Here is a 16798-nt window from a genome sequence, read left to right as displayed (position 1 = left end):
TCCGCACCCCGGCCGCTCAGGGCACCGCCAGACCCTCGCGCCTCAACGACTCCTCGATGCGCAGCCGTTCGAGATCGCGGTCGATGCCCTCGGGCAGCGACTCGAGCCGGTGCTCGACGCCGACCGCGCGGCAGGCCGTCTGCAGCAGCTCGTCGTAAGCCTGGCGGGTGCCGATGCGCCGGGCCGCCGGAGTGCCGGGCGGGTACGACGCGAGCACGCGGTGCACCCGTCGCAGGTCCGCGGAGAGACGTTCGACGGGCGGGCCCGCCGGCTGGAGCTGCTCGCGGCGGCGGTCGCGCAGCCAGCGGTAGAGGGTGGGCATGCGCAGCGCGCACCAGAAAAGGGCCGAGGGAGCGAAGCTGACCACGGCGAAGAGGACGAGAGGCCCGGCCACGCTGCCGGTCGCGTCGGCCACGCGTCCAGTGTAAGCCGCGTCACAGGTGATCGCGCCGGCGTTTGCGAGCCTGTCCGGCGAACAGCACGGCCGCGCCCACCGCGAGCAGCACGGCGCTCGCCGCGATGTGCAGCACCGCCTGATCCCCGGCCCCGACCACTTCGGGCTGTGGGTGCAGCTCGTGGAGCTCGCGGTGCTGTGCGGCCTGTCGTTCCTGCGCCGCTGGGTGCCGGGCGGCCTGCTGCTGGTCACGGGTGTGCTCGCGGTCGACCTGGTGCTGGGCCCGTCGCTGCCGGTCGTGGCCGTGTACACCGACTTCCTCTACGCAGCGACGCTCTACGGGTCGCGCCGCATGAGCCGGGTGATGATCGGCGTGGCGGCCACAGCCGCGCTGGGCGTGCTGGTCGCCGCGCTGGCCGTGTCCGCGCAGTGGCGCGTGGCCGTGATCGGCGCGCTGGGGATCCTGCCGTTCCTATTGGTGCCGGTGTGGTGGGCGGCGAACGTGCGCCAGCAGCGCGACATCGCCACCACCGAACGCGCCAACGCCGACCAGCTGACGAAGATCGCCGAGCTCGACCAGCGCGCCGCCGTGGCCGCCGAGCGGGCGCGGATGGCGCGCGACCTGCACGACGTGATCGCGGGCCACCTCTCGGCCATCGCGATCCAGTCGGAGGCGGCGCTGTCGATGGCCGAGGACCCGAAGATGTCCCGCGCGGTGCTCGAGGCCGTGCGGGAGAACAGCGTGAGCGCGCTCGACGAGATGCGCACGATGATCGGCCTGCTGCGCGCCGCGTCAGAGACGGGCGATGACGAGTACGAGACCACCGCCCCCGCGCGGCTCGCTGAGCTGTCGCGGCTCGTGGAATCCGCGCGCGCCACGGGGATGGAGCTCGTCGTCGAATCCACAGTGGACTCCTCTGCCGGCCTGCCCGCCGCGGTCGACCTCACCGCGTACCGGATCGCGCAGGAAGCGCTCACCAACACGGTGAAGCACGCGCCGTGCGGGCGGGTGATGGTGGACCTGCGCTGCGACGGCGGCATACTCACCGTCGAGATCGGCAACGAGCTGCGTTCGGCGGCCGCGCGCACCGGTGGCACGGGCCACGGGCTGCTGAGCATGCGCGAACGCGCGAGTGCCGTGGGCGGAACGCTGAGCGCGGGCCCGTCGGGCTCGGACTGGGTGGTCCGCGCCGAGCTGCCACTGGTGGTCGGACACGCGTGACGGTCAAGGTGCTGGTGGCCGACGACCACGGGCGATCCGGGCGGGCCTCGTGCTGATCCTCGGCAACGCCGAAGGCATCGAGGTGGTCGGCGAGGCCGCCGACGGGGCCGCCGCGGTCCGGCAGGCGCGGGCGCTGCGGCCCGACGTCGTGCTGATGGACGTGCGCATGCCCGGCACCGACGGCATCACCGCCACCCGCGAGCTCGTCGCCGAAGGGCTGGCGCAGGCCCTCGTGCTCACGACGTTCGACCTCGACGAGTACGTGCACGCCGCCCTGCGCGCCGGTGCCGCGGGTTTCCTGCTCAAGTCCGTCGAAGCGCCGCGGCTGATCGAGGCCGTGAAGCTCGTCGCCGCGGGCGAGGGGGTGCTGGCGCCGCAGGTGACGCGCAAGCTCATCACGGCCTTCGCGCAGTCGGCCGGGAAACCCGTCACCGCGCCCTCTGGTCTGGACGACCTCACCGACCGCGAACGCGAGGTGCTGGGCTGCCTGGGCGCCGGCCTGTCCAACGCCGAGATCGGCACCCGCCTGCACATCGGCGAGACCACGGTGAAGACGCACGTGTCGCGCGTGCTCACGAAACTCGACCTCCGCTCGCGGGTGCAGGTCGCGATCCTCGCGCAGGAAGCCGGGCTCGCGCTGAACTGAAGTCCGCGTCGAGCAGCCGATCTGCAGGCCGGCCCGTGAGCTTCTAACGTTCTTCCATGGGTGTGCGGAGAACGTTGGACGTGGACGAGGTCCTGAAGCGCCAGGACTCGGGCGAGCTGAAGCGGCGGCTCAGGGGACGCGACCTGGTGGGGTTCGGCGTCGGGATCATCATCGGGACCGGGATCTTCACGCTCGCCGGCGTCGAGGCCAAGACCCACGCGGGCCCGGCGGTCACGCTGTCGTTCGTGATCGGCGCGGTCGTCGCGGGACTCGCGGCGCTCTGCTACGCCGAACTGGCCTCCAGCGTGCCGACGGCCGGCAGCGCCTACACCTACGCGTTCGCCACGCTCGGCGAGGTGTTCGCGTGGATCATCGGCTGGGACCTGCTGCTGGAGTTCGCGCTCGGCGCAGCCGTGGTGTCGCGCGGGTGGTCCGGGTACCTCGCGAACCTGCTGGGCCTCTCGCCCACGTGGTTCGGCGAGGACGCGAAGGTCAACATCGGCGCGGTGATCATCATCGCCGTGCTGACGGTGGTGGCAGTGCTGGGGATCAAGGAATCCGCGTGGCTCACCAACGTGCTGGTGTGCGTGAAGGTCGCCGTGTGCATCCTGATCATCGTGGTCGGGGTGTTCTTCATCAAGGGCGCCAACCTCACGCCGTTCATCCCGCCGGCGCAGCCGCCCTCGGGTGGCTCGGGCGTGCTGGAACAGCCGGTGGTGCAGGCCGCGCTCGGCCTCGAGCAGTCCGTGTACGGCATCGCGGGTGTCGTGACCGCCGCGGCCGTGGTGTTCTTCGCCTACACCGGTTTCGAGGCGCTGGCGAACCTCGGGGAGGAGACCATCAACCCGCGCAAGGACCTGCGCGTGGGCATCCTCGGCGCGCTGGCCGTGTGCGCCGTGCTCTACATCGCCGTCTCGATCGTGCTCACGGGCATGATCCCGTTCACCGACATCGACACCGGCGCCCCGCTCGCGGCCGCGTTCGACAGCGTCGGCCAGCACTGGGTCGGCGCGTTGATCTCGCTCGGCGCGGTGACCGGCCTGACGTCGGTGATGATGGTCGAGCTGGTGACCATCGGCCGCATCGGCTTCGCGATGGGCCGCGACGGCCTGCTGCCCAAGGCCATCGGCACCACCCATCCGCGCTGGGGCACCCCGCACCGCATGACCATCCTGGGCGCCATCCTGATCGCGGCGCTCGCGGCGTTCGTGCCGATCTCCGCGCTGTCGGACATGGTCAGCATCGGCGCCCTCTCGGCGATGATCATCGTCGCGCTGGCCGTGCCGGTGCTGCGCAAGCGCCGCCCTGACCTGAAGCGGCCGTTCAGCGTGCCGTTCTCCCCCGTGGTGCCGATCATCGCCGCGGTGGCGTGCTTCTACCTCATGCTGAACCTCGACGTGCTCACCTGGATCCGCTTCGCCGCGTGGCTCGTGCTGGGCCTGCTGATCTACTTCTTCTACGGCCGCAAGCACTCCCGCCTCGCGCCGGGCAACCGGGCCGGGTCGCCCACCTAGGCGAAGCCGGGCCGCAGGCCCGCGCCGGCGACCGCTTCGGCGAGCTCGCCGGCGTGGGCCGCGTCCGCGACGAGCAGCAGCACTCCCGAGGCGGCCAGCGCGGCCGTGACCCATTCCGCCGGCTGGTCGTGGATCCCGTTGTCCCCCAGCACGGCATAGGTGTCCACAACGGACAGCAGCGTGCCTTCGGCGCCGATCCGCACGCCGGCCACCAGGACGTGGTGGTGGCCCGGCGGGCGCCACCGGTTCGTCCACAAGGGAGGGACGCCCGTGTGGAGGTAGTCGAGCAGCGCGCGTTCCGGGGTGTCGGGCGAGCCCAGCTCGGCCGGGTCCAGCCGCGCGAGCACCGCCACGCGCGGCAGGTCCCACAGCGCCACGAGCAGGTCGACCAAGGCTTGCGGGGACCACTCCCCCGTCGCCGGGACGACCCGCAACCGCTTGCCCGACAACGCTTCCACGGCGGCGGCCAGCGCTTGTGGCTCAGTACCCGCCGTCGCGGCGTCGCACGGGACGGGCAGCCGGAAGTCGTCCCGGTTCTTCGCCCCGGCCGGCGGTTCGCCCGGCGCGCGCACGGTGCCGGCCGCCACCGCGACCTCGTCCTGGTCGGCCACGGCGCAGCCGGCCGCCCGCAGCACGGCCAGCGCCGCGAAGGCAGCCGAGAGCCCGTCCTTCTGCGGCAGCTCGGCGCGCGCTTCGGCGATGAGCCGCGCGGCGCCGGGCAGCCAGTGCACGGCGGAGAGCTCGGCCGCGGCCACGCGGTCAGTACCGCCAAGCGTGGGCCGCGACGATCTCCTCCGGCGTGCGGTCCGCGGCCCACGCCGCGTCCGACGCGCGGACCGCGCGGAACGCGCCCAGCAGCTCGTCGCCGAGGGCGCCCGAGACGCGGGGCGACGCGAGCAGCGCCGCGGCCTGGTCGGCGGGGTTCGCGGGCAGCGGCAGGACGCCGCGGGTCTCGCGTTCGCCCGCCGTCCAGCCGCCCGGGTCCTCGGCGATCGGTTCGGGCAGCGGGGCGCCGTCCTCGATGCCGGCCATCCCGGCGGCCAGCACGACCGCCAGCGCGAGGTACGGGTTGGCCGACGCGTCGGAAGCCTTGAGCTCGACGTTCGCGTGGTCCGGGCCGAGCAGGGCCGAGTCCGGCACGTACCGCAGGGGCGCTTCGCGGTTCTCCACGCCCCAGAACGCGTACGCGCCGGCGAAGTAGCCCGGGCGCAGCCGCAGCGTGGAGGGCACGCTCGGGGCCGTGACGGCCGTCAGGGCGGGCAGGTCGCGCAGCAGGCCGCCGAGGTAGGCGGCACCCTCGCCCGCGAGATCGCCGGGCCGGCCCTCCCCCGCGAGCAGGTTGCGGCCGCGGCGCCGCACGGACGTGTGCAGGTGCCAGCCGTTGCCGGCGGCCGCGAGGCTGACCAGCGGCGCGAAGCTCACGGCGAGGCCGTGGGCGTGCGCGGCGGCGTGGATGGTCTGGCGGGCCAGGAGCTGGTCGTCCGCGGCCGACACGGGGTCGGTGGCCGCCAGCGACAGCTCCAGCTGGGCCGGGCCGTATTCGGCGTGCAGCTGGCCGATCTCCAGGCCGTTGGCGGCGAAGTCGTGCAGCAGCGCGGCGACGAACCCGTCGAGGCGGACGAGCGCGTGCGGGCTGTAGGCGGGGCCGGGGTGCCCGGGTGCCGCGACGACGTCGGTGCTGCCGGCGGGCGTCACGGCGAACTCGAGCTCATAGCCGGCCAGGAACTCCAGCCCCCGGCGGCCGGCCTCGGCTACCTGGCGTTCCAGCACCGAGCGCTGGCAGTAGGGCCAGGGCGAGCCGTCGGCGGCGACCTGCCGCGCGGGCGCCCAGGCGAGCGCGCGCTGGCCGGCGAGACGCCGCAGGCGTTCCAGCACCGGCACCAGCCGGATGTCGCCGGACGGCGTCGCCAGGCCCGCGTGGCCGTAGGTGATGGCGTCGTGGCTGTCGAACACGGCGAACAGCGAGGTCGCGCCCACGCCGCGGGCGGCGGCGCCCGCGAGGCCGTGGATGGGCACGATGCGCGAGCGCGGGATGCCGTTGTTGTCGGCCCAGGACAGGTGCACTCCGCCCACCCCGGACAAGGCCAGGTCCTTCGCGACCGCCGACGCCGCCTTGGTCATCGCCACCTCCGGGGGTTCGGGTCAGTATCGCGGCTCAGGCGAGACATCGTCGAACGTGGGCTCGTCCCTGCGGCGCAGCGCGACCCCGGCGACCACCGCGAGGGTGCCCAGCGCCTCCGGCAGGCTCGGCACCTGCGCGAGCAGCGCGTACCCCGTGACTCCGGCCGTGACCGGGAGCAGCGCCAGCAGCACCGCGAAGCCGGCCCGGCCCACGCGCCGCAGCACGAACTGGTCGAGCACGTAGGGCACCACCGTCGACAGCACGCCCACGCCGATGCCGAGCAGCAGCATACGTGGCGAAGACCACACCTCACCCGTGCCGAGCGCCAGGGGCGAGAGCACGACCGTGGCCACGGCGAAGCCCACCGCGAGGCTGTCCACGCCGTCGCCGGCCACCGCGACGCGCTTGCCGAGCACGATGTACCCGGCCCACGCGGCCGCCGCGGCCAGGGCGAACACGACGCCCAGCGCGCTGCCCTCCAGCCGCACGTCGGCGATCGCGACGACGCCGACGGCCACCAGCGCCAGCGCGCCGAGGTCGCGGCGCGTGCGCGACCCCACGGCCGCCACGACCACGGGCCCGGCGAACTCCAGCGCCACGACCGTGCCGAGCGGGAGGCGGGCGATGGCCTCGTAGAAGGCCACGTTCATGACGGCGGTGACCACGCCGAACGCGGCGGCGAGCAGGAACCGCCGGCCCCGCCACGCAGCGCGGGCGGGCCGGCGCCACGCGAGCAGCACCACAGCGGCGCCCAGGCAGCGCAGCCAGGCCACCCCCGAGGGGGAGGCGTGCCCGAAAAGCCCGACCGCGATGGCCGCCCCGGCATACATCGAAATTCCGCTGAGAACGAACAAGACCGGGGCCGGAATGGCCGTCGCACGTTTTCCGGATAGCACAGAACCCACTCGCGCATGGTGCCTGACCTCGGAAAACGACTACGCACAGGCACCCTTGTCCTAAGGAGCGGGATGGGACTACGACAACTGGGGTAAATCGGCGTGACACAGGTCCCACCGGCGCGGGAACACTTGCGGGCCGCGAAACGTCTGGAACAGTGGAAGCACGAACACCGCGGAGCCGGAGGCGATCCCGCCGAGGGCGTCAGTTCCGAAGTGGGCGTAGCTGGATCTAGGTACTGGGCAACCAGTACCGGGACGGAGGGAGACCCCCATGACATCACCCACGCTCACCCGCCCCGAATTGACCGCCGTCGACCGATGCGACCGGTGCGGGGCTGCGGCTCAGGTACGCGCCGTCCTCAGCTCCGGAGGTGAGCTGCTCTTCTGCGGGCACCACGCCCGTGAGCACGAGGCCAAGCTCAAGGAACTGGCCGCGGAGATCCAGAAGTAGGGGTCTCGAGAGACCACGCCGAGACGAACGACTCGGCCCGAAGGCGGCGGGTGCCCGATGCACCTGCCGCCTTCGGCGTATCGAGACCCATTCGCGGTGAAACCGAGACCCCGGCGACTTCGCCACTTGCAACTTCACGTTTTGCACCGGGTGCTGAATTGACAATTCCTGTCCGGTTCGAAACCGCACCGAAACCGAATACCAGGCACTTCAGTGGCAAACGCCACACCCGGCAATTCCCCGTGGCAATCGCCGGGAAGTCCGGGAAGGGCACCTTGCGGGACTCGGAGTCCGGCAAGGTGCCCTTCACGAACCTGCCTAGACCGTGTCGAGGACGACCTCGAACGCCACCTCGGCGGCGCCCAGCAGCTTCACGTCCGCGCCCAGCGCCGAGCTCACGATCCGCGTCCCGCCGACGGCCCGGCTCACCAGGCTGCGCCGGCGGACCTCGGCGGCCACCGCGCGGATCACCGAGTCCGGCAGCACCGTGAGCAGGTCGCCCAGCACGACGAGCTGCGGGCCCAGCAGGTTGACCACGTTGACGAGCCCGAGAGTGAGCCACTCCGAGAACTCCTCGAGCCGGGAGAGCGCCGCCTCGGGGTCGCGGGCCAGCTCACGCAGCTCGAACAGGATCGCGCCCCGTGCGGTGTCCTCCGGCAGGCCCAGGGCCCGGCACAGGGCCGCCTCGCCGATCTCGGTCTCCCAGCAGCCGCTGCTGCCGCAGTAGCAGGGGCGTCCGCCCGGGCGGACGACCATGTGGCCGATCTCCCCGACGTAGCCCGCACCGCCCCGCAGCGACGAACCTTGGGCGATGACGCCGCCGCCGACACCGACGTCGGCGGACACGAACACGGCGTCGGACGACCCGCGGGCCGCGCCGCGCAGGTGCTCGGCGACCGCGCCGAGCTCGGCGTCGTTGCCGACCAGCACGGGGATGCGCAGCACGCTGGTCAGGCGCTCGCCGAGGGCGACGTCGGTCCAGCGCAGGTTCGGCGCCTCGTGCACGTGGCCGTCGGCGCGCCGCACGACCCCGGGCACCGACACCCCGACGGCCACGGGCGTTACCCCGAGGTCGCCGGCCAGCACGGCGGCCGACTCGATCACGTGCGTGATCACCTCGTCGGCCTCGCGCATCCGGCCGCGCAGGTTCCAGCTGTTGCGGCCGAGGATCTGGCCGCCCAGCCCCACGAGCGCGATCGCCACGTGCTCGACCTGCAGGTCGACCGCGAGCACGACCGCCGCGTGCGGCTGGGGCAGGACCAGGAGCGAGGGGCGGCCCGCCCCTCGTCCCGGCCTCGGCACCTTCTCCTCGACGACGCCCGCTTCCGCGAGCCCGTCGACGAGGGTCTTGATCGTGCTCCGGTTGAGCCCCAGCTCCGCGGCCAGGGTCGCCCGGGTGCTCGGCCCGCCGACGTGCAGCAAGCGGAGCAAGGTCGTGCGGTTGTGCCGGCGCACCTCGTCGGGTCGTGCGACGGACGAGCTCGTCACCGGCTTGAACGTGGCATCGGGCGTCAGCGTGCCGACGCAGCCGCTCGGCGCCGCGACAGCGCGTCGACCGTGGCCGCGAGCAGCAGAACGAGACCGGTGACGATGTTCACCACGGCGGCGGTCTGCTGGAGCAGGCCCAGGCCGTTGTTCACGATCGCCAGCACGGCACCACCGATCACCGCGTCGATGACCCGGCCCTTGCCGCCGAACAGCGACGTACCACCGATGACCGCCGCGCCTACCGCGAACAGCAGCGTGTTGAGGCCACCGGACTGCGGGTTGACCGAGCCGATCTTCGACGAGTACACGATCGCGCCGATCGCCGCGAACGTCGAGCTGATCACGAACACGCTGGTGCGCAGCTTCGGCACGTTGATACCGGCGCGGCGGGCCGCTTCCTGGTTGCCACCGACGGCGTAGAGGTGCCGGCCGTAGCGCGTCCGGTTGAGCACGTAGGTGCCCGCGACGAGCAGCGCCAGCACGATCGGGACGACGTAGGGCACGCCCTCGATCACCACGAGGTTGTTGGACGAGCGGTTGACGGTGAGCAGGTACGTCGCGACTCCCGCGATCACCGCGACCAGGCCGACCTTGAACAGCACGATCGGCGTCGGCTGCACCACGAGACCGCGCTTGAGCCGCGAGAAGTGCTGCCCCAGAGCCACGAGCGCGTAACCACCCGCCGCGACGATGAAGAGGATCCAGCTGCCCAGCACCGACAGGTTTCCGTTGGCCACCGCGTTCAGCGTCTGGCTCGTGCTGATCGGCAGCGTGCCGCCCTCACCGATGAACTGCAGGATCACGCCCTGCCACACGATGAACAGCGCCAGGGTCACGACGAACGACGGCATGCCGATCTTCGAGACGAGGAAACCGGTGATGCAGCCGATGGCCGTGCCGGTGCAGATCGCGATCAGCATCTCGAGCCACGCGTTCACCGGGACACCGATGAGGATCACCACGATGCCGATCCCCGCCACCACCGCCCCGGCCCAGATCCGCTGCAGCACGGCCAGGATCACGGCGAGCGCGAGCACGGCGATGAACGTGATGAACACGCCGCCGCCCATGGTGCCCAGCAGGTTCCCGTTGTGCACGTAGTGCAGCGCCATCAGCGAGGCGCACACACCGGAGGCCGTACCGGCCGACAGGTCGATCTCACCGAGCAGCAGCACGAACACGATGCCCATCGCGATGATGGTCTGGCCCGCGCCCTGCGCGAGCAGGTTCGCGATGTTGCGAAGCGTGAAGAAGTCACTCGAGAGGGCGCTGAAGAGGATCGCCAGGACGATCACGCCGAGCACGGCCGGGACCGAGCCGAGCTGGCCGTCCTTCATCCGCGCGAAGTAGTCCTTGATCGCCTCGCCCGTCGACATCGACGTGGTGTCGATACCGAAGTCGGCGATCGCGTTCGCCTGGTCCGGCTGCGGGGCCTTGGCTGGGGTCTCAGTCATCTGCGATTCTTTCTCGTTGCTCACAGCACGACGGCTTCGGGGCGGGCCAAGCCGAGATCGCCCGACCGGCCGGCGGTGATGAGTTCGACCACCTGGCTCGTGGTCACATCCTTGGTCTGGACCTCGGCGACGAGCCGGCCCAGGTACAGCACGTCGATGCGGTCGGCGACCTCGAAGACGTCGGCCATGTTGTGGCTGATCAGCACCACGCCGAGGCCCTGCTCCGCGAGCCGGCGGACCAGGTCCAGCACCTGCCGGGTCTGTGCGACACCGAGGGCGGCGGTCGGCTCGTCGAGGATCACGACCTTGCTGTTCCACAGCACCGACTTGGCGATCGCGACCGTCTGGCGCTGACCACCGGAGAGCGCGGAGACGGGCGTGCGCACGGACTTCACCGTGCGCACCGACAGGGAGGCCAGCGTTTCGCGCGCGGCCTTCTCCATGCTGGCCTCGTCGAGCAGCCACTGGCTGCCGCGCTCGCGGCCGAGGAACATGTTCTGGACGATGTCGAGGTTGTCGGCCAGCGCGAGGTCCTGGTACACGACCTCGATGCCGAGATCGGCCGCGTCCTTCGGGCTGTGGATGTGGACTTCCTGGCCGTTGAACCGCACGGTTCCCGTGTCGTACGGGTGGATGCCGGCGATGCACTTGACCATCGTCGACTTGCCGGCGCCGTTGTCGCCGACGAGCGCGGTCACTTCACCCGCTCGCACAGCGAAGTCCACGTCGTGGAGGACGTGGACCGGGCCGAAGCTCTTGTTCAGACCTTTGATGTCGAGAATGGGCTCGCTCATGGGGTTCGCATATCTCTCGCGTGGGTACCGGACCGGGATGCGTTGTCGGGGAACGCATCCCGGCCCGGCTGTTTTGGGGTGTGCTACTCAGTCAGCTCAGGAGATGCCGTACTGGGTGCACTTGGCGGCGAGGTCGCCGGTGCAGATGTCCGACGCCTTGACGTAGCCCTGCTGGACCACGGTCTTGATGTCGTTGACGGTGATCAGCTCCGGCGTGAGCAGAACGGACTTGATGTCGCGGTTGTTCTGCGGGTCGTGCAGCGTGCCGGTCGCGATCGCGTCGGCGGCGGCCTTGTCATTCTTGGCCAGAGCGGCGGCCAGCTTCGCGGTGTTCTCGGCCTCCTGCTTGATCGGCTTGAAGATCGTCAGCGTCTGGTCGCCGCGCAGGATGGCCTGCAGGCCGGCCGCGGTCGAGTCCTGGCCGGTGACCGGGACCTTGCCGTTGAGGCCGTTCTTCTGCAGCACGGTGATGACCGCGCCGGCGAGCTCGTCGTTCGCCGCCACGACGCCGTCGACCTTGCCGCCGGCCGAGGTGAAGATCTGCTCGAAGGTCGTGCCGCCGAGCTGCGGGTCCCAGTCGTTGATGGCCTGCTTGCGGACGAGCTTCAGCGCGCCCGAGGCGTACAGCGGCTTGAGGACCTTGTCGTGGCCGTCGCCGAACAGCGTGGCGTTGTTGTCCGTCGGAGCGCCCTCGATCTGGACGACCGAGGCACCCGGCTTGTTCTTCAGCGCGTCGACCATGCCCTGGGCCTGGATCTCGCCGACCTTCTCGTTGTCGAACGAGACGTAGTAGTCGGCCGAACCGCCGAGGCTCGGGCGGTCGTAGTCGATGACCGGGATGCCCGCGGTCTTCGCCTTGGCCTCGATCGCGGCACCGACGGCCGGGTCGGACGGGGCGATGACCAGGACCTTCACGCCCTGGCTGATGAAGCCGTCGGCCAGGGTCGAGAACTTCTGGTTGTCACCCTGGGCGTTCTGGATGTCGGCCGTGAAGCCCTGGGCCTGGAGAGCGGCCTGGAGCATCGGCTTGTCGAACGCCTCCCACCGGGCGGAGGTGGCGGTCTCGGGCAGGATCACGCCGACCTTGCCGTTCGCGCCGCCGCCGGCGGGGGCGGAGGCCGAGCCGGAGGCGGAGCTGTCCCCCGTGCCCCCGGAGTTCGAGTTGGCACCGCACGCGGTCAGCACCAGGCCGGCGCTCACCGTGGCGGCAAGGAGGGTAAGGGTTCTGCTGCGCATCCTCGTTCCTTCCGGATCATGCTCGCGGGGCGGTGATCCGGAAGACCCGGCGCACCGACGCGCATATGTTGTGGCCGACAACATATGCCGCTGAGCAGCTTCGCGGAAGATAGCTGGATCGATTAAATGACACCAATTGGACACGGTTTCGCAACACGGCCCGACCACAGCCCGGAAAGGGTAAATCCACTGACGGAGTGATCGCCAGTGCGCACCGAGTGTGATGAGATCGACTTCGCTGACTCTTCGTGAGCCTCACGCCTCAACGGGGTCGCCCACACACGTTCAGTAACCAAACCCCGCCACGCCCCTCCACTCCACCCCAATGTGGCGTTGGTTGCGTTCAGCGCACCCAATGCGGCGTTCGGTGCGTTCAGCGCACCCAACGCCACATTGGGGTGTTTGGGTGGATCGGAGGCGAGGGAGCAGGGGTCACCAGGAACGGAGCGTGACGATCCGCTCTTCGAGCTGCTCCACGGTCGCCATGGCGGTCGGCGGGCCGCCGCACACCCTGCGTAGCTCGTTGTGGATCGCGCCGTGGGCCTTCTTCGTGCGGTGGTGGTAGACGCCGACCAGCGCGTTGAGCTCCTTGCGCAGCGAGCCGAGGCGCTCGCTCACCGACTGGGGCCGCGCGGGTGCCGGAGCGGCCTTCTCGGCCTCGGGCTTGCGGCGCTTCTCGTCGGAGAGCTGCTCCTCCTGCCGCTTGCGCAGCAGGGCGCGGACCTGGTCCGGTTCGAGCAGCCCGGGCAGGCCGAGGTACTCCTGCTCCTCGTCCGAGCCGGAGAAGACGGCGGTCCCGAACGAGTTACCGTCGTAAATCACCTGATCGAGCTCGGCCGACGCGCCGAGCGAGGTGAACGCCTTCTCCTCTTCGCCCGGTTCGTCCTCCGTGCGGTTGGCCTGGGCGAGCAGCTCGTCGTCCCAGCCGTCCTTCTCGCGGTGGGGCTTGCCGAGCACGTGGTCGCGCTGCGCCTCCAGCTCGCTGGCGAGCTCCAGCAGCACGGGCACGCTGGGCAGGAAGACGCTCGCCGTCTCGCCCTTCTTGCGGGCCCGCACGTAGCGACCGATGGCCTGGGCGAAGAACAGCGGGGTCGACGCGCTGGTGGCGTACACGCCGACCGCCAGGCGCGGCACGTCGACGCCTTCGGAGACCATGCGGACCGCGACGATCCAGCGGTCGGTGGAGTCGGAGAACTCCTTGATGCGGCCCGAGGCCTTCGGGTCGTCCGAGAGCACGAGCGTGGGCGTCTGGCCCGAAAGGCGCTCCAGGATCTTCGCGTACGCGCGCGCCGACTCCTGGTCGGTGGCGATGACCAGCCCGCCCGCGTCGGGCACGCTCTGGCGCACCTGCGACAGCCGCGTGTCGGCGGCCTGCAGCACCGAGGGGATCCACTCGCCCGACGGGTCGAGCGCCGTGCGCCAGGCTCGTGCGTTCTGCTCTGCGGTCAGCGGCTCGCCCAGGCGCGCCGTGAACTCCTCCCCCGCGCTCGTGCGCCAGGAGGCCTCGCCGGAGTAGGCGAGGAAGACCACGGGCCGGACCACGCCGTCGGCGAGCGCGTCGGCGTAGCCGTAGCTGTGGTCGGACTTGCTGCGCTGGAAGCCGCCCTCGTCGGGCTCGTAGGTGACGAACGGGATGGCCGAGTCGTCGCTGCGAAACGGGGTCCCGGTGAGCGCGAGGCGCCGCACGGCGGGCATGAACGCCTCACGCGTCGCGTCGCCCCACGACTTCGCGTCGCCGGCGTGGTGCACCTCGTCGAGGATCACCAGGGTCTTGCGGTTCTCCGTGCGCACGCGGTGCAGCGTCGGGTGCGCGGCCACCTGCGCGTAGGTCACGGCGACGCCGCGATAGTCCGACGACGTGACGCCGGTGGTGTTGCGGAAGTTCGAGTCGATGTCGATGCCCGCCGCCGCGGCCGCACCCGCCCACTGGTGCTTGAGGTGCTCGGTCGGCGTGACGATCGTGACGGCCTCGATGGTGCGGTCCGACAGCAGCTCGGCGGCGATGCGGAGACCGAACACGGTCTTGCCGGCGCCGGGCGTCGCGACCGCGAGGAAGTCCTTCGGCTTGCTCGAGAGGTACTTCGTGAGCGCCCGGCGCTGCCACGCGCGCAGCGGCCGCGCGGTGGTGTCCTGCTCGGCGGGTGGTGCCCCGAGGACCCCCTGCGTCGTCGTCTCGGACAACCTCGCTCACCCCCTCCCCAGGCCGCGAGTCGCGGCCGTGACGTGCGAAAACCCCCACTGTGGTACCGGCTTCGACGCCGGCGACTGCGGTGAGGGCACTTCGGGCAGCTTACCTTCCGGGCCCCGCGGCGCCCGGCACCGCCACGGGTGATGTCCCCCGACACGCCCGGGGAGGGGACCCGCGACGAGCCAAATTCCCGCGAATGGACCATGCTGGGACCCACCATGGGTGAGGTGAGACCGGACGCCGAGGCGGCGACGGCGACGAAGACGGCACGCAAAGGGCCGTGGCGCCTCATCACGCGCACCTTCGCCAAGGCCTGGGACGGCAACATCTTCTCCGAGGCCGCCGAAGCCGCGTTCTGGCAGACGCTCTCGCTCCCACCCCTGCTGCTCGGGCTGCTGGGCAGCCTCGGCTTCGTCGGCGAGTGGTTCGGCCAAGGCGTGGTCGCGGCCGTGCACGACCGCATCATCACCTTCAGCCGCACCATCTTCAGCACCAACGCGGTGCAGGAAATCATCGAGCCGACGGTGAACAGCATCCTCACGGTCGGCAAGGGCGAGATCGTGTCGGTGGGCTTCGTCATCTCGCTGTGGGCGGGCTCGTCGGCGATGTCGTCGTTCGTCGACGCCATCACCGTGGCCCACGACCAGTACGGCGTGCGCAACGAGGTGTGGCAACGGATCTTCGCGCTGCTGCTGTACCTGTGCGGGCTCGTGATCCTCGTCGTCGGGCTGCCGCTGCTGGCGATCGGGCCGGACCTGCTGCCGGAGTTCTTCCCCCTCGCCTGGCGCGACACGGTGTCGGCGTGGGTCGGCACGCTCTACTACCCCGTGCTGGGCGTGATGATCGTGCTGGCGCTGACCACGCTGTACAAGCTGGCGCTGCCGCGGCGGCTGCCCTGGCACCGCGGGCTGCCGGGCGCGGTGCTCGCGATGCTCGTGTTCCTGGTCTCCAGCATCGGGTTGCGCATCTACCTCAACTGGATCACCAAGACCGGCTACACCTACGGCGCGCTCGCCGCGCCGATCGCGTTCCTGCTGCTGATGTTCTTCATCGGCCTGGCCGTGGTCGGCGGCGCGTACTTCAACAGCGCGATCCAGGAACTGTGGCCCGCCAAGGCGACCCGGCGCCAGCGCCGCAAGTGGCGCCGGCTCGAGATGGAGCGGGCCAACGAGCGGATGCGGGCCGAGGAGGGGCGCACGCTCTGGGACCGCACCACGATCCCGTTGCGGCGCCCCAAACGTGCCGCGGACGCCGAACCCGAAGAGCCGCACGAGGAAGCGGTTCCGGACGAGGACGCGGCGGGCGAGCTGCCCGACCAGTCCGGTCACGACGCCGTGCGCAAGCTGCCGTGAAGGGCACCCCGGCTCCGTAGCGGTGCCCCTCACGGACTTCGGTCACCGCTGCTGGAACCGCCAGGTCTTGCTGTCCACGGCGATGCAGACGCTCGGCGACATCACGATCACGCGCAGGGTGCTGTCGCGCTCGTCGAAGTCGATGCCCTCGACCTCGAAGGTGCCGCCGCACCCGCTCTGCAGCGGCAGTTGGCCCAGCGACGTCACGTGGCCGGTCACGTCAGAGCTGGACAGCGGCGCGTCGAGGTCGACCTGCAGGAGCGGTTTCGTGGTGCCGAAGAGGCTGCCCTCGGGGTCGTCGGAGGCGCACATCAGGCGCGTGGCCGTGACGAAGTCGCAGCCCTGCACGTCGCGGACCTGGTGGTCGAGGCGGATCGCGGAGGCGTAGGGCAGGTTCTGCGACGGGTCGGTGAAGGCGACGCCGGGCATGGGGTGCACGAGGAGGCGGTCCATCGTGCCCCACTCGCCGGCCACCAGCCAGCGCGCGTCGGGCGAGACGGCGGCGAAGGAGTTGTTGCTCCCCTCCCACGGCTCCAGCGCGTGCTTGTAGTCGGTCTGCGTGCCGTCGGGCGCCTGCACGCGGAAGAGCTTCGCGCCGCGGTCGTCGCGCTGGTAGGGCTCCACGTACCAGCCCTGCGCCGAACCCGGGTCGCCGACGTGGTTCCAGCCCTGCACGGCCAGCCCGACGTCGACCGTGGCGACGCCGGTGTAGCGGATGGTGGTGCCCGACGGGCGGACGATCGTGGCGAGGCCCTGGCTCTCGTCGAGCGGGCGGGCGCGGTCGGACCCGACGGCGGTCCACCCGGTGACGGCCTGGGCGAGGCCCGGCACGGCGGCCGCGAGCACCACAACGAGGGCGAGGACGATCCCGGTTCTGCGCATGTGGAGGTCTCCTGCTGCGGGAAGGAACTGGCGGGATCGCAGATCTACCAGTTCTTTCCCGGCTCCACAGCCACCGGGTGAATGATTTTCACGTTTGTTCGCCCGGGCGTGCCTGAGGGGCCACGCCCGGGGCGGGTCGTCGGGACCTGCTCGTGG

14 protein-coding genes and 1 pseudogene are annotated in these 16798 nt (G+C 71.2%); 5 read left to right on the top strand and 10 right to left on the bottom strand.

Going from position 1 to position 16798, the window contains the following annotated elements:
- Positions 1 to 16 precede the first annotated feature (16 nt).
- On the bottom strand, positions 17 to 415 hold the full coding sequence (locus K1T34_RS31165) for a hypothetical protein (protein ID WP_255637692.1): 399 nt from the start codon (positions 413 to 415) through the stop codon (positions 17 to 19).
- 106 nt (positions 416 to 521) lie between these two features.
- Between K1T34_RS31165 and K1T34_RS31160 the strand changes: the two genes are divergently transcribed.
- The 3 genes and pseudogenes from K1T34_RS31160 to K1T34_RS31150 all read left to right on the top strand — a co-directional run bounded on the left by K1T34_RS31160 (position 522) and on the right by K1T34_RS31150 (position 3776).
- Positions 522 to 1616, top strand: coding sequence for a sensor histidine kinase (locus K1T34_RS31160; RefSeq protein WP_255637691.1), 1095 nt, complete (start codon positions 522 to 524; stop codon positions 1614 to 1616).
- Positions 1613 to 2262 (top strand): annotated as a pseudogene (locus tag K1T34_RS31155) (response regulator). Before K1T34_RS31160 ends, K1T34_RS31155 begins: the two are co-directional and overlap by 4 nt.
- Positions 2263 to 2318: 56 nt before the next feature.
- Positions 2319 to 3776 carry an APC family permease gene (locus K1T34_RS31150; protein WP_220238327.1) on the top strand — a complete coding sequence of 486 codons (1458 nt, stop codon included), beginning with the start codon at positions 2319 to 2321 and terminating at the stop codon, positions 3774 to 3776.
- Here K1T34_RS31150 and K1T34_RS31145 read toward each other — a convergent pair.
- The 3 genes from K1T34_RS31145 to K1T34_RS31135 are packed head-to-tail and all read right to left on the bottom strand — an operon-like array spanning position 3773 to position 6728.
- Entirely contained in the window at positions 3773 to 4531 is a 759-nt protein-coding gene (locus K1T34_RS31145) for a hypothetical protein (RefSeq protein WP_220238326.1), read from the bottom strand. The two genes, K1T34_RS31150 and K1T34_RS31145, sit on opposite strands and share 4 nt — an antisense overlap.
- Before the next feature lie 4 nt (positions 4532 to 4535).
- The gene (locus K1T34_RS31140) at positions 4536 to 5897 is read right to left on the bottom strand and encodes a glutamine synthetase family protein (RefSeq protein WP_220238325.1); all 1362 of its coding nucleotides are present in this window, start codon (positions 5895 to 5897) and stop codon (positions 4536 to 4538) included.
- A gap of 21 nt (positions 5898 to 5918) precedes the next feature.
- Positions 5919 to 6728: a DMT family transporter gene (locus K1T34_RS31135; protein ID WP_220238324.1), complete on the bottom strand. Its 810-nt coding sequence runs from the start codon at positions 6726 to 6728 to the stop codon at positions 5919 to 5921.
- A gap of 340 nt (positions 6729 to 7068) precedes the next feature.
- On the opposite strand from K1T34_RS31135, the gene K1T34_RS31130 reads away from it, so the two are divergent.
- The gene (locus K1T34_RS31130; protein ID WP_220238323.1) at positions 7069 to 7248 is read left to right on the top strand and encodes a hypothetical protein; all 180 of its coding nucleotides are present in this window, start codon (positions 7069 to 7071) and stop codon (positions 7246 to 7248) included.
- 318 nt (positions 7249 to 7566) lie between these two features.
- On the opposite strand, the gene K1T34_RS31125 is transcribed toward K1T34_RS31130, so the two are convergent.
- The 5 genes from K1T34_RS31125 to K1T34_RS31105 form a co-directional block, all read right to left on the bottom strand.
- Positions 7567 to 8703, bottom strand: a complete 1137-nt coding sequence (locus K1T34_RS31125; protein WP_220247504.1) for an ROK family transcriptional regulator — start codon at positions 8701 to 8703, stop codon at positions 7567 to 7569.
- 56 nt (positions 8704 to 8759) lie between these two features.
- The gene (locus tag K1T34_RS31120) at positions 8760 to 10190 is read right to left on the bottom strand and encodes a sugar ABC transporter permease (protein WP_220238322.1); all 1431 of its coding nucleotides are present in this window, start codon (positions 10188 to 10190) and stop codon (positions 8760 to 8762) included.
- A gap of 20 nt (positions 10191 to 10210) precedes the next feature.
- Complete coding sequence (locus tag K1T34_RS31115) at positions 10211 to 10984, bottom strand: ATP-binding cassette domain-containing protein (RefSeq protein ID WP_220238321.1); 774 nt, start codon at positions 10982 to 10984, stop codon at positions 10211 to 10213.
- Positions 10985 to 11080: 96 nt separating this feature from the next.
- Positions 11081 to 12220, bottom strand: a complete 1140-nt coding sequence (locus K1T34_RS31110) for a sugar ABC transporter substrate-binding protein (protein WP_220238320.1) — start codon at positions 12218 to 12220, stop codon at positions 11081 to 11083.
- Positions 12221 to 12652: 432 nt separating this feature from the next.
- The gene (locus K1T34_RS31105) at positions 12653 to 14401 is read right to left on the bottom strand and encodes a DEAD/DEAH box helicase (RefSeq protein WP_220238319.1); all 1749 of its coding nucleotides are present in this window, start codon (positions 14399 to 14401) and stop codon (positions 12653 to 12655) included.
- A gap of 225 nt (positions 14402 to 14626) precedes the next feature.
- On the opposite strand from K1T34_RS31105, the gene K1T34_RS31100 reads away from it, so the two are divergent.
- On the top strand, positions 14627 to 15760 hold the full coding sequence (locus K1T34_RS31100; protein WP_255637690.1) for a YihY/virulence factor BrkB family protein: 1134 nt from the start codon (positions 14627 to 14629) through the stop codon (positions 15758 to 15760).
- A gap of 42 nt (positions 15761 to 15802) precedes the next feature.
- Here K1T34_RS31100 and K1T34_RS31095 read toward each other — a convergent pair whose 3' ends face one another.
- Entirely contained in the window at positions 15803 to 16642 is an 840-nt protein-coding gene (locus tag K1T34_RS31095) for a hypothetical protein (RefSeq protein ID WP_220238318.1), read from the bottom strand.
- Positions 16643 to 16798 lie beyond the last annotated feature (156 nt).

Origin of the sequence: Amycolatopsis sp. DSM 110486 (genome assembly GCF_019468465.1) — a bacterium.
In the GTDB taxonomy this organism is placed as follows: domain Bacteria; phylum Actinomycetota; class Actinomycetes; order Mycobacteriales; family Pseudonocardiaceae; genus Amycolatopsis.
This window is presented reverse-complemented; position numbering and strand designations above follow the sequence as displayed.